Genomic DNA, 14099 nt, shown 5'->3' with positions numbered 1-14099 from the left:
AGACACCCTGTTGTAAGTAAGATTAAATTAGTTTGTTTTTGACCATTTTGCATAACTCTCATCTAAATTAGGATGAGATAAAGTTTCCATGACATAATCCGCATACTCTGCCCCGGTTGCACCAGTATCCCGACCAGTAAGGACTAACTTTTTCTCATATAAGCCACAAATATCCAAAGCTTTCTGAAGCTGATCCGCTTTTTCCTGATATCCAATATGTCCCAGGAGCATGCCGGCGCCACGGATAATACTGCAAGGATCGGCATATTGGCCGCGACCTTCCGCTACCATCCTTGGTGCTGAACCATGAACAGCTTCAAACATTGCATATTGTTTCCCAATGTTAGCTGAACCTGCGGTGCCAACCCCACCCTGGAATTCAGCCGCTTCATCGGTTAGAATATCGCCATATAAGTTAGGCAGAACCATTACTTTAAATTGACTTCTGCGTTTTTCATCAACAAGTTTGGCTGTCATAATATCAATATACCAGTCATCCATTTCCACCGTTGGATAGTTTTTAGCAATCGCTTTGGCGGCATCTAAAAATTTTCCATCGGTGGTTTTGATAACATTCGCCTTGGTTACTACTGTTACTTTGTTCTTGCCGGATTTTTCGGCATAATCAAAGGCAGCTTTGATTATCCGATCTGAGCCTTCTTGCGTTGTAACCGTAAAATCAATCGCAAGATCTTCATTGACATGAATTCCCTTACTGCCGATGGCATAAGCGCCTTCAGTATTTTCACGGTAGAAAGTCCAGTCAATACCTTTTTCCGGCACACTTACCGGCCGAACATTAGCAAATAAATCCAATTCCCGGCGCATGGCAACATTAGCGCTTTCAATATTTGGCCATTGATCACCTTCTCTAGGCGTTGTTGTCGGTCCTTTTAATATGACATCACAGGATTTTAATTCCGCTAAAACATCATCAGGTATCGCCTTTCCGCATGCGGCACGATTTTCTATCGTCAAACCATCGATTTCCTTAAAAATGATTCGGCCTTTTTTGATATCTTCCGACAATAAAAAAGCTAACACTCTCTTGGCTTCCGCTGTAATAAAGGGACCAATTCCATCTCCCCCGACAACCCCAATGATTATTTTTTCTTTCGCTTTATAATCCGTGAAATCTTTTTGAACTTTCATTCTTTCGATGCGTTCCAATTGTTCTTTAACCAGTTCTCCGAAATGTTCTTTTGCTCTTTCAATTTGTTGTTCGATCAAGTTAAATCCTCCGTAAATTTTAGTTGTTAAATTGCATCTATATTAAGAAGCTTTTAAAATCAAGCTTTTTAATCGTTCTATTGGTCTCATGTTCACAAAGACGAGTTCCCTTGTTGCCACACATTTATCAACCGCTGTTACAATCCAGCCACCCATATGCATTGGTGGAATCGGTGTTAACGGGAACATATGCTTGACGATCATATCCGCTTGACGTTCGTCAATATCAAAATATTTTTCGGCATTAATTAACGCCGTTTTGGGATGTGAAAAGCCATGCATTTCTTTGATACGCTTGATTCCCTTTGAATTTTTTTTCTGTCCCTGCCATGACTCCGTAAAAAAGTCGTGAAGGGTTGCCCCTCTAGCGACCGATTTATAATCCATTCCAAGAACCTTGGCTACTCGGTAGGAATAATAACCAACAGCAACTGAATGCTCATATAATCCATTCCCGTGATGTTCTATGTTTTTTAACTTTTGAAATTCGCTATGAGTTAATATATCGCCGACAATGGTTTCAAATTCTTCATAATATTTTTTTGCTTCCATTGAGACCTTTCTTAATTGTTTTATTTGTTCTTAATGAACTGACTGATATTATTATAACATATTATCTTTATTCTGACTTATATTTTAAGAAATGTTTGGAAAAAGTACAAAAAAAGGAATCATTTTTTAAGAAAACGTGTTAAACTGAAGAAAAATCAGAAAGGATATTCATATGAAAATAAAAAATTTACTGATCGGATCCGGATTGGTTTATGCTACCGGTTTGGCTCTGTATTCTGTTTTTATTGTTAAAAAGGGGAAAGAATTTGAAGCCGGTCTTGATAAAAGTACGGGATCCCTGGATGACGCTGTTACCTACGGCGGGAAATCAAAATCCTTTAGTGGACAAACCATGCGAGATCTTCGCCTAGGCGCATTTTGTGGTGGCATGCAGCTTGATTTTTCTGATGTTATCACTGAAAAAAGCGACTACCGGATGGACGTAAAAATAGTAAGCGGTGGATTCAATATCATTGTCCCTGATAATTTCAAACTAAAAATTGTCGACCATTGCCAATTTGGCGGGATAGCCGATAATACTGTTTGCAAAGATCCTGAAAATTCCGTTTTACTCTCTGTTTTTGCAGACATAAAATGTGGGGGACTTAATTTTGAAAATGCCGACCTCGAAAACACAGCCACCGATCAATGCTGCAGCTGCTAGATAATAAAAAAAAAAGCAGAAATCCGCACTATGCTGATTTCTGCTTTTTTATTACAAAATCTTCAAAATCAGTCACCTTCATTGGTTTGGCGTAATAGAATCCTTGCGCAATATCACATCCCATTTCTTTTAAGAACTCAACCTGTTCGATTGTTTCCACGCCTTCAGCAACGGTGACTAAATCCAAGTCTTTTGCCATATACAATACACACTTAATAATTTTCCGGCCACGTTGATTGTTGGCTGATTCACTAAAAAAAGCTTTATCCATCTTCAAAATATCGGCCGGCAAACTTTTTAATGTATTAAGAGAAGAATACGCCCTTCCAAAATCATCAATAGAAATTTGAAAACCATAATCCTTTAAATGATTCAGAATAGCTGCCAGCTGAATATCATTATCAAAAATTGTACTTTCTGTTAATTCAATTTCAATCATTTTAGGCTCAATATTGTAAAGATTCGCAATTTCCAACAATTCTTCCGGCAATCTTGAATTATTCATATCCAGCCGAGAGAAATTAACTGATATAACAATATTGTCAAATTGATCGTTTTCGTTCTTCCACTTATTCATCAGCTTGCATACTTCTTTAAACATAAATGTATCAATTTTTCTCACAAAACCATTCTTTTCAAATAACGGAATAAAATCATTCGGTGGCAGTAGCCCATACTCTGGATCGTTCCAACGTACTAAAGCCTCTGCGCCAATAATTTTTTCATCAGAAAACAAATATTTTGGTTGCAAATAGACTTCAAATTCTTTGTTTATTAACGCCGCTTCCATTCTATTTTCAATTTCGTTCTCATGGATCATGACAACTCGCATAGACTCTGTATAAAAAGCATAATCAACCTGAGAGTTGTTTTTTATCGATCGCTTTGCCATATTGGCGCGGTCACTGAATATATTTATTTTCAAAGTTCGATCTTCTATTAAATAAATACCCAGTGAGATATTTACGATGAATTTTTTTGAATATGCATTTATTTCTCTTATTAAGCCTTCTATTCGATCTGAAAACTCACCATAGCCATCATATTTCATCAGAATATTGAAATTATCGGTTGCCGTTCTGGAAAACAATTCATCTTTCTCAATATAATTTTCCAGTATCCGGGCAATCGCCGTTAAAATTTCATTACCTTCTTCGTAACCAAACAAATCGTTAATCGCCTTGAATTTGTCGATATCAAAAATAACCATTGCATATCGTTGATTCTGTTTGTCTTTAATCCGCACTTCACAATCTGCCTGAAATTTAATCCAATTTGAACAACCGGTTAAAGAATCATACTCCTGCATCTCTCTCAGTTTTTCGACTACTTTTTTTTCTCGATAAACCGCTGCAATACTAAGAATAGCTATAACAAATATTCCTAATAATGAAAATGCGTAAAAAGCAATACTTACTCTTTCCATATTGGTAGCCTGAGATATAGAAGCATCATTTAAAAGATAGACAATCAGCACCAAAAAAAACAACGCAAAACTAATTATAAGAGATCTTTTTTCATTATAATTCACACCATTACCTCCAATAGTTGATTTCAAACTTATTTCGTAACTGGCTGACTTACAAAAGTCCCTCTAGCTTTGCGTCACTGTTTCGCAACAGTTTTGCCTTAATATTCATCTATTCGTATTTTGTATTTTATCATATTTACATCAAATTGTCTTACATATTTTAGTATAATAAAATTCCTTTAAGTCCATTGCTTTATGTTTACCACTAATTGATCTTGCTGACGCTTTTCTGATCCATATTGAAATTTCTATAAACGTTCTTCCAATTCAGTCGTCAACGCCTCATAACCTGGTTTATGAAGCAGCGCAAACATGTTTTTTTTGTAAGCTTCAACACCCGGCTGATTAAATGGGTTCACACCCAAAAGATACCCGTCCAGGCCGCAAGCCTTTTCGAAGAAATAAATGAGTTTCCCCAAAGTAAATGCATCCAACTTTTTCAAATGAATAATGCCATTTGGCACGCCACCGTCAACATGTGCTAAAAGGGTACCTTTAAACGCTTTTTCGTTAATCGCATCAATCTTTTTTCCGGCTAAATAATTAAGGCCTTCCAAGTCTGCGTCATCATGAAGAACTTTAATTTCTGATTGCTCCTCATCAATGACTAATACCGTTTCAAAATGATTTTTAGGCCCATCTTGAATCATTTGTCCCATGGAATGAAGATCGGTTGAAAAATGAACCGCAACAGGAAATAAACCCTTGCCATCCTTGCCATCACTTTCACCAAAAAGTTGTTTCCACCATTCCGATATATATTCTAAGGACGGATCATAATCAACCAGTATTTCAATATTTTTTCCGCTATTATATAAAACATTCCGATATAAAGCGTATTGAAAACAGGGATTATCATCAAAATTAGGATTTTGATAGTCTTCATAACCCTCTTTTTCACCCGCAATGAACGCATCAATATCAATTCCTGCCGCGGCAATCGGCAGCAGACCAACGGCCGTAAATACGGAATAACGTCCGCCAATATCATCCGGAATGACGAAACATTCATAGCCTTCTTTAGTGGCCATGAATTTCAGGGCCCCTTTTGATGCATCGGTTGTTATAAAAATACGATCTTTCGCTCCATCTTTGCCATATTTTCTTTCTAAAAATTCTTTAAAAAAGCGGAAGGCGATTGCGGACTCCGTGGTTGTTCCGGATTTTGAAACGACATTGACGCAAACATCTTGGTCTTCCAATAACGCCAGGAGATTTTCAATGTATTTTCCACTGATGTTCTGTCCAGCAAAATATATTTTGGGAGCATTTCTTTTTACTCGGGGCTCTTCATTATAAAATGGACTGGTTAATGCTGAAATCACAGCCTTAGCACCCAGATAGGATCCACCAATGCCGATCACGACCAAGGCATCACAGTTTTCCTGTATTTTTTTCGCCGCTTGTTTAATCCGACTAAATTCCCTTTCATCATACTGAACGGGATAATCCACCCACCCCAGGAAATCATTGCCAATGCCCGTTTTTTTCATTAATTTCTCGTTTGCCAGTGACAATTCGTCAAAACGATTTTTTAACTCACTCAGTTTAATATTTGCGTAGGAGAGATCAAAATGAATACTCATAATTTCTGCCTTTCTTTCTGTTTTTCTTAATTAGTCAATCAATTTCGGATCTTTCAAATGTATCTTATGACGGCATTATAACACAGCTCGAAGGCATTCTCCAGCCACTATTTCCAGGTATTAAGAAAATTCATTTAATGCTTCATAAATGATGACTTTTCTCATTCAATGTGTTAAAATTAGCCAAAATAAGAATAAAGAGGTGGATAATGATGGAAACACGAATACTGGGAAAAACCGGATTAGAAGTATCCCTCATTGGGTTTGGTGGCATTCCAATTCAACGATGCAAACAATGGGAAGTAGATGAAATTGTTGAAAATCTTATTGAAGAAGGCGTCAATTTTATTGACACTGCCAGATCTTACACCAATAGTGAAAAAATGCTGGGGGAAGCCCTGGAAAATTGGGGGCGAGAAAATTTTTACCTGGCTACAAAAACCCCAAAATTAAGCTATGATGATGTATTGGCTGATGTAAAAACAAGCCTGAGTGAATTACAAACCGACAGCATTGATTTATATCAATTCCATAATGCTAAAACAATGGCAGCCTATGAGACCATCATGGGACCAAACGGCGGTTACGCCGCGCTGGTTGAGTGTAAAGAAAAAGGTCTTATTCAGCACATTGGAATCACCTCGCATAGCTATGAAGTATTAGATCGTGCGCTGGATGAAGATAAATTTGAAACCATTCAATTTCCCTACAATATTGTCGAAAATCGAGGCGCCAGTCTTTTTGAAAAAGCTAAGCTGAAAAACATTGGCGTCATCATCATGAAGCCCCTGGCCGGAGGTGCTTTTATGAATCCTAACTACGCTCTCCGCTGGGTAGCCGAGAATCCCAATATTTCAGTCTTAATACCTGGTATGGATTCTGTTAAACAAGTTCTTGAAAATGCTGTTGTTGGAAACAATTTTGTCCCATTAAGTGAAAAAGAACGTCATACGCTTGAATCCGATGCCAATGCTTTGGGTAAAACGTTTTGCCGTCGCTGCGGATACTGCGCGCCCTGTTCCCAGGGTATCGATATACCAATGCAGTTCATTGTGGAAGGCTACTACCGTCGTTACGATCTTGAAGAATGGGCTTTAGACCGATACCGAAGCTTTTCATCCAATGCTTCCGATTGTATCGAATGCGGAGAATGCGAACCAAGATGCCCATATAACCTCCCGATTCGGGAAATGTTGAAAAAAACCCGGGAACTCTTTGATCCATTGGTATAATTTCAGACAATTTCTATTGATATTTATAAAAAGTTACTTTCGTTTCGTACATTCGTTTCGTACATTCGTTTCGTACATTCGTTTCGTACATTCGTTTCGTACATTCGTTTCGTACATTCGTTTCGTAGGGGCGATCCATGATCGCCCGGAAACGTTAGTATTTAAAACCAAACGTCTGCGGGCGATCATGGATCGCCCCTACAATCTTGCAGTGCTCCTACACTATTTGAGTGCTCCTACAATCTTGTCTAAACAATAATAAAAGGTCAAGATCCTGATTCAACGAATCAGGATCTTGACCTTTCAAATTTCATTCAGTCTTAATATTCTCCTAAATACAAACGACCAAGAGCATCGGCCGCCATAATAGCTGCATAAACAACATCTGCATCCACATCAAAAGGCTCATTATGGATCGTTTCGCCGGGATCAGAAGCAGAAACGGCAACAGCCATGATCTTCTCTGGTGTCGGTTCTGAACATCCCAATTCTCCAAGAGTGATCGGCAGCCCAACAGAAAGACAGAAATCAATAACTTCTTCAATATCATCCATCGGCTTATCTTCCATGATTAATTGAACCATCAGACCAAATGCCACTTTTTCGCCGTGATACATATGATGACATTCTGTCAGTACCGTTAAGCCATTGTGTATGGCATGGGCGGCGGCTAATCCGCCACTTTCAAAGCCAACTCCACTAAGGTAGGTGTTTGCTTCAATGACATTTTCTACCGCCGGTGTACAGGACTTTGTTTCAATTGCCAATTTGGCTTTTAATCCGTCTTCAATTAAAATATCATAGCATAATTTTGCCAATGCCAGGGCTGATTTTGTAGGATGAGCACCGGACATCGTCGTTCCATTGGAATCAACAGTCGCCTGAGCTTCAAAATAGGTTGCCAACGCATCCCCCATGCCAGCTACGAAAAGTCGTGCCGGTGCTTCTTTTATAATATCCGTATCCATGATTACCAACTCAGGATTTTTAGGCAGTACTAAATATTCATCAAAAACTCCGTCTTCGGTATAAACAACAGCCAGTGCCGAACAGGGTGCATCCGTAGAAGCGATGGATGGCGCAATAACGACTGGTAATTTTTCATAAAATGCAACAGATTTTGCAGTATCCAGAGTTTTTCCACCACCAACCCCAACAACAACATCACAGCCTTTTTCTTTGACGATTTTTTGAAGACGGGCAATTTCAACTTTTGAGCATTCTCCGTTAAATTTTTCAGGGGTAAATTTAATCCCCGCAGCTTCAAAGTTTGCTTTCAACTCGTCGGCTTTCGTACGCATCATCGTTCCACTCATAAGAACGAGTGCAGATGTACCAAATTTTCCAACATGTTCAGGTAATTTACCAACTTCTCCAGCACCTTGAACATAACGGCTAGGAGACATAATGATTTTTTGCATTTTTCCTACCTCCGAAAATATATTTGATTCTTTTGTAATTATATCAAAGATATTGACCAATGAATTCGTTATCATCTAAAAAAAACAGCTTAGTAGTGATATTATTTTCAATCAGATTTAACGTTTTCAATTCGATTAGTAATATTTTGTTAAACTGTGAAAATAAAAAGCACCCAGCTTTGTTAATTAAACTTGCCAGGGCGATCATGGATCGCCCCTACAAATTAATCCTTCATACTAATGTTTGCGGACGATCATGGATCGCCCCTACTTTATTTAAAACCGGTCAGGTTTGATAATCGACTCATCTACCTTATGCCATAATAAAATCGCCGTTCGCATTAACGTCAATGGTTAACGCCTGTCCCTCGTGAACGTTCCCGCGGATAATTTCTTTTCCAATCATGGTTTCGATATATTTCTGCAGGTAACGTTTTAATGGTCTTGCTCCATATGCCGGGTCATAGCCCATATCGATAATGGTTTCGATGGCTTTGGGGGTCAAAGAAATCGTAATTCGTCGCTCATCCAATCGTTTCTGCAAATCTTTTAACATCAGCTCGACAATCTTACCGATGGCTTCCTTGTTTAATGGTTTGTATAAAACAATTTCATCAATACGGTTTAGAAACTCCGGTCGGAAATAGCTTTTCAAGAGTTCCATTACGGCGGTTTCCGTTTTTTCAGTAATTTCTCCAAAGGCATTGATTCCTTCCAGCAAATACTCTGAGCCAATATTGGATGTCATAATAATAATGGTGTTTTTGAAATCGACGGTTCTTCCCCGGGAATCCGTAATTCGACCATCATCTAAAATCTGCAGCAGAATATTGAAGACATCTTTATGCGCTTTTTCAATTTCATCCAGCAGGATGACGCAATATGGTTTACGCCTGACCGCTTCCGTCAGCTGACCGCCTTCTTCATAGCCAACGTATCCCGGAGGCGCTCCGATTAAACGTGACACGGAGAATTTTTCCATGTATTCACTCATGTCAATCCGGATCATATTCTCTTCAGAGTCAAATAATGTCGCTGCCACCGCCTTCGCAAGTTCTGTTTTACCAACCCCGGTCGGTCCCAGGAACAGGAATGAACCGATTGGACTGTTGGGATTCTTGATGCCGGCTCTGGAACGAATAATTGCATCAACAACTTTTTGTATTGGTTCTTCCTGTCCAATGACACGTTGTTTAAGCGTCTCTTCCAATCCCAGCAGCTTTTCACGTTCACCGGAAACCAGTTTGCTCAGCGGTATATTGGTCCAGTCCGAGATAATTTCAGCAATCTCTTCTTCTGTCACTTTTTCACGTTTTAAACTGTCCCCTTCGCCTTTTTCCTGAGCTTTCTTTTTAATTTCCTCAATTTTCGCCGTTTTTTCAGGAATCAGACCGTATTCCAACTCCGAGGCTTTTCGGTAATCCCCTTCTCGGATAGCTTTTTCCCGTTCATAACTCAGTTGATTCAATTCTTCCTGAAGGGATTTTAGGGTATCCGCTGACTTTTTCTCATTATCCCATTGCATACTCATGGCATTGAAACGTTCTTTATACTCTGCCAACTCTTTTTGAAGTCGCCCCAATCGTTCTTTGCTTAATGTATCTTTTTCTTTTTTTAGGGCCACCTCTTCAATTTCCAACTGCATCATCTTACGACGCACTTCATCCATTTCTTCCGGCATGGAATCCATTTCGGTTCGAATTTTCGCACAGGCTTCGTCAATTAAGTCAATGGCTTTATCCGGCAAAAAACGATCCGAGATATATCGGTCCGATAATGTAGCCGCAGCCACCAACGCCGTATCAAGAATCTGGACCCCATGATACCGTTCATAGGTGTCTTTCAGTCCACGAAGAATTGAAATCGTATCTTCAACGGTTGGTTCATCCACCAATACTGGTTGGAAACGTCTTTCCAATGCCGGATCTTTTTCAATATACTGTCGATATTCATCCAAGGTCGTTGCCCCGATACAATGAAGCTCGCCTCTTGCCAACATTGGTTTCAGCATATTTCCGGCATCCATTGCGCCTTCGGTTTTTCCAGCTCCGACGATGTTATGCAGTTCATCAATAAACAGGATGATCTCGCCATTGCTGTCCACTACTTCTTTTAACACCGCTTTTAGTCGTTCTTCAAATTCACCGCGATATTTTGCGCCGGCAACCAAAGCTCCTAAATCCAGGGCAATCAGACGCTTATTCTTCAGCCCTTCAGGAACATCACCGGCCACAATTCGAATGGCAAGACCTTCCACAATCGCTGTTTTCCCAACCCCCGGTTCACCAATAAGGACCGGATTATTTTTTGTTTTTCGGCTTAAAATTCGAATAGCATGGCGAATTTCTGAATCACGGCCAATAACCGGGTCAAGTTTGTTATCTTTGGCATCCTGTACTAAATCGTGACCGTATTGGTTCAGAGCTTCATAGGTTACTTCCGGGTGATCATTTACCACCCGTTGTCCGCCACGAACTTCCTTCAGCACTTTTTCCACGTCCGATTTGGTAATACCATGATGTTCGAGAATCTCGACAATCTTAGATTTTTTTCCCAGGCTATAAAGAGCAAGCAATATGCACTCCACCGAAATGTACTGGTCATCTAATTTTTTCGCCTCTTTATAAGACTCATTTAAAACTTTTTCCGTATCATTGCTGATATATATTTTCCCCTGTTCACGACCGGGACCGGTTACGCTTGGTATTTTAGCAATTTCACTTCGCACTTCTTCCGAGATCGTATGCGGATTTTTTCCCAGACGGTCAAATATCCGGCCGACAACTCCGTCTTCCTGAGTAATAAGGCTCATCAACAGATGTTCCGGCTGAATTTCCATATGGTTGTTTTCCCCGGCGATTAATTCAGCTGTTTTAATTGCTTCTAGCGATTTTTGTGTAAATAAATTCATATCCATAATTTTTTCCTCTTATTTCTTATTTCTTATTTCTTATTTCTTGTAATAATATCCGTAAATTTCTTCTAACAAAAAGTTTATATCATTATTATCAACTTCATCGATGTTTGAAAAGTAGGTATTCATGGCCCGATCAATCATTTTTAAATATCGGGTCAAATTATCTGTAACTGTTTCAATATCTTGAGACAGCTCTCCGTCAACTTTAAATTCTCTCACAAATTTATGATTTGTTTGATGCTCTAATAAATCGATATAATTCTCATCTTTCTCTTTTTCGATATTCATAATAAGCTTAAAGAACTCATCAAAATGATCATTCAAATTTTCAGATTTTGTACGGGAACTAATTTTCAATACCGCATATTTTCCCTGCTCACTACTGATAAATTCATAACTATACCGCACTTTCGGACGATATTTATATTTTAAACTCTTGCCAAACTGAATACTCGAATTCTTATTTATTTGACTAACAGATAGGGTATCACTAAAATTTTCATCCAATTGTTCAAGTATTTTCTGTATTTTCTGCTCAGGAGTTACCATTCCAATTCTTTCAGCTAACATATCATTGATTAGTTGGGAGCGGTTGGTATTCTTGGTATAGGCTATTTGATCTATCTTTTCAACAATTTCATCAAATAGCATCAGGCTATAGACGCTTTTTTTCATATTCTCACTCCTTTTATATAAATGATAATACATATGTTTTGTTATGTCAAGCATATTACATAATTTACATTGCATTTTATGTCTATTATCAGATACTTTTAAGAATCCTATTATTTATTACATACCCAAACGAACATCGAATAATCTTCTTAATCACCGGAAACACCTTTTGCGAGTTTCTGGTAGTCTTATTTTTACGCAAAAAAAAGCCTGATTACAGATAATCTGTAATTCAGACTTTTTTGGTTAGATCGATCGATTATATGATTGAATAAACGAATGCCGACAACATAAATAAAATACCTGATACTTTGGTAGTTTTTTCTAAGAAGCCTTCAAACCCTTTTGCTTTTTTCTTTCCAAATAAGGATTCAGCGCCACCGGCAATGGCTCCGGACATCCCTGCTGCCTTTCCTGGGGATAAAAGTATCGCCGCAACAAGAACTAAACTAGAAATAATTAATATAATCAGTAAAGCTGTTTTCATTGGTATCACCTCCGTAACTAATCGTACAAACTATAATATCATAAAAAATGCTACTTATCAAATAGTATTTATATGAACTGATGATTTGCTTATCGTCAGGGAGGCACTTGTAACATCAGTTGTTTGCATCATGGCGAACAGGCGATAGCCTGTACGATCATGCAGCAAACAACGATTTACGAGTGCCTCCCTGACTTACTTTTGCACTTAACCTTTACTCAACTTTATATTTTCACCAAAGTACTATCGTTGAATCAGGGTTTCTCCAGTCATTTCTTGTGGTTTTGGAAGTTCCATCAGATCCAGCAGCGTTGGCGCAACATCAGCCAGCTTTCCATCATTTCTTAATGTGACCTTGCCAGCTCCAACAAGAATACATTTTACCTGATTGGAGGTATGAGCGGTAAAAGGCTGATTGGTTTCATAATCAATCATTTTTTCAGCATTTCCATGATCCGCGGTTAACAAAACCGTTCCGCCTTTTTTCAAAATAGCCTGCACGACTTTCTGTGAGCAGGTATCAACTACCTCGACGGCTTTTTCCGCTGCTTCAAAAATACCAGTGTGACCAACCATATCGGCGTTTGCAAAATTAAGCACCATCAGCTGATATTTTTCGCTTTCAATCGCTTCCACCGCTTTTTCTGCCACTTCAAAAGCACTCATTTCCGGTTTCAAATCATAGGTCGCCACATGCGGTGAGGGTACCAATAAACGGTCTTCCAAAGGATACTGCTTTTCCAGTCCGCCATTAAAAAAATAAGTCACATGGGCATATTTTTCAGTTTCGGCGATTCTTAATTGCGGAATGCCTAAATGACTGAGATATGCCCCTAACGTATTTTCAATGGTTTCTGGCTTAAAAGCAATCGAAACATTTTTAAAAGACTGGTCATATTGCGTCATTGAAACAAAGTTGACTGCAAAAAAGCCGTTTTTTCTAGTAAACTCATTAAAATCCGGATCAATGAAAGCCCTGGTTATTTCCCTGGCGCGATCCGGTCTGAAATTGAAAAAGATAATGGTGTCGTTTGTTTTGATGCGCTTATCTTCCTCAGTGTCGATAATTGTTGGCAAAACGAACTCATCGGTGATGCTCTTTGAATAGGTTTCTGCCATCACCTGCAAAGCAGATTTGGCATGTTCGCCTTCACCAATAGCCATCGCATCATAAGCTTTTTCAACACGATCCCAGCGATTATCCCGATCCATTGCATAATATCGTCCAATAATGGTTGCAATTTTCCCGATCCCTATTTCTGACATCTTTTCTTCCAAAGCTTTGATATGCTTGATTCCGCTGTCCGGAGCTGTATCCCGGCCATCCATCAGACAGTGTACGTAAACCCGATCAATTCCCTGCTGCTTCGCCAACTCAAGCAACGCATACAGATGACGCTCATGACTGTGAACGCCTCCGTCAGATAATAAACCCATGATGTGAAGGGCACCACCCTTTTCCTTTGCCGAGCGGATTCCCGAAAGGAATGCTTCATTTTCAAAAAAATCACCATCTTCAATGGATTTAGTAATTCGTGTTAACTCCTGATAGACGACTCTTCCAGCACCCAGGTTTAAATGGCCCACCTCGGAATTTCCCATTTGTCCCTCGGGGAGTCCTACCCCAAGGCCGCTTGCCGTAATCAGTGTATGGGGGTTTTCTTCGTATAATGCTTTAAGAAATGGGGTTTTCGCTTCTTCAACCGCATTCCCCTTCAGGCACTCCGTACAGCCGTAGCCATCAAGAATAATGAGGGCCGTTAATTTTTTTTCCATTTCGTCTCTCTTTTCAATTGAATTCTGC

General features: G+C 39.1%; 11 protein-coding genes and 1 riboswitch. Of the genes, 2 read left to right on the top strand and 9 right to left on the bottom strand.

Features of this window, described 5'->3' with window-relative positions:
- Nucleotides 1–27 precede the first annotated feature (27 nt).
- Both FZC41_RS12500 and FZC41_RS12495 read right to left on the bottom strand, forming a co-directional pair.
- Nucleotides 28–1230 carry an isocitrate/isopropylmalate family dehydrogenase gene (locus FZC41_RS12500; protein ID WP_148567745.1) on the bottom strand — a complete coding sequence of 401 codons (1203 nt, stop codon included), beginning with the start codon at nt 1228–1230 and terminating at the stop codon, nt 28–30.
- A gap of 42 nt (nt 1231–1272) precedes the next feature.
- Complete coding sequence (locus tag FZC41_RS12495) at nt 1273–1782, bottom strand: HD domain-containing protein (protein WP_148567744.1); 510 nt, start codon at nt 1780–1782, stop codon at nt 1273–1275.
- 172 nt (nt 1783–1954) lie between these two features.
- Between FZC41_RS12495 and FZC41_RS12490 the strand changes: the two genes are divergently transcribed.
- Complete coding sequence (locus FZC41_RS12490; protein WP_148567743.1) at nt 1955–2446, top strand: hypothetical protein; 492 nt, start codon at nt 1955–1957, stop codon at nt 2444–2446.
- Nucleotides 2447–2474: 28 nt separating this feature from the next.
- Here the strand turns inward: FZC41_RS12490 and FZC41_RS12485 are convergent, their stop codons facing one another.
- Nucleotides 2475–3977 (bottom strand): putative bifunctional diguanylate cyclase/phosphodiesterase, encoded by a 1503-nt coding sequence (locus tag FZC41_RS12485; protein WP_148567742.1) that lies wholly within the window; start codon nt 3975–3977, stop codon nt 2475–2477.
- Nucleotides 3978–4009: 32 nt separating this feature from the next.
- A riboswitch (cyclic di-GMP riboswitch) is annotated at nt 4010–4085 on the bottom strand.
- A 140-nt stretch (nt 4086–4225) separates the two neighbouring features.
- On the bottom strand, nt 4226–5563 hold the full coding sequence (locus FZC41_RS12480; protein WP_148567741.1) for a glucose-6-phosphate isomerase: 1338 nt from the start codon (nt 5561–5563) through the stop codon (nt 4226–4228).
- Nucleotides 5564–5775: 212 nt separating this feature from the next.
- On the opposite strand from FZC41_RS12480, the gene FZC41_RS12475 reads away from it, so the two are divergent.
- On the top strand, nt 5776–6795 hold the full coding sequence (locus tag FZC41_RS12475; protein ID WP_148567827.1) for an aldo/keto reductase: 1020 nt from the start codon (nt 5776–5778) through the stop codon (nt 6793–6795).
- A 320-nt stretch (nt 6796–7115) separates the two neighbouring features.
- Here the strand turns inward: FZC41_RS12475 and FZC41_RS12470 are convergent, their stop codons facing one another.
- From FZC41_RS12470 to gpmI, 5 genes are all read right to left on the bottom strand, one after another.
- Nucleotides 7116–8216 carry a glycerol dehydrogenase gene (locus FZC41_RS12470; protein WP_148567740.1) on the bottom strand — a complete coding sequence of 367 codons (1101 nt, stop codon included), beginning with the start codon at nt 8214–8216 and terminating at the stop codon, nt 7116–7118.
- 313 nt (nt 8217–8529) lie between these two features.
- On the bottom strand, nt 8530–11133 hold the full coding sequence (clpB, locus tag FZC41_RS12465; RefSeq protein ID WP_148567739.1) for an ATP-dependent chaperone ClpB: 2604 nt from the start codon (nt 11131–11133) through the stop codon (nt 8530–8532).
- Nucleotides 11134–11166: 33 nt separating this feature from the next.
- Nucleotides 11167–11808, bottom strand: coding sequence for a hypothetical protein (locus tag FZC41_RS12460; RefSeq protein ID WP_148567738.1), 642 nt, complete (start codon nt 11806–11808; stop codon nt 11167–11169).
- 259 nt (nt 11809–12067) lie between these two features.
- Nucleotides 12068–12295 (bottom strand): preprotein translocase subunit SecG, encoded by a 228-nt coding sequence (gene secG, locus FZC41_RS12455; protein ID WP_148567737.1) that lies wholly within the window; start codon nt 12293–12295, stop codon nt 12068–12070.
- Between the two features lie 243 nt (nt 12296–12538).
- Nucleotides 12539–14071, bottom strand: a complete 1533-nt coding sequence (gene gpmI / locus FZC41_RS12450; protein WP_148567736.1) for a 2,3-bisphosphoglycerate-independent phosphoglycerate mutase — start codon at nt 14069–14071, stop codon at nt 12539–12541.
- Between the last annotated feature and the right edge of the window lie 28 nt (nt 14072–14099).

This window comes from Acetobacterium paludosum (genome assembly GCF_008086595.1).
GTDB lineage: Bacteria > Bacillota > Clostridia > Eubacteriales > Eubacteriaceae > Acetobacterium > Acetobacterium paludosum.
This window is presented reverse-complemented; position numbering and strand designations above follow the sequence as displayed.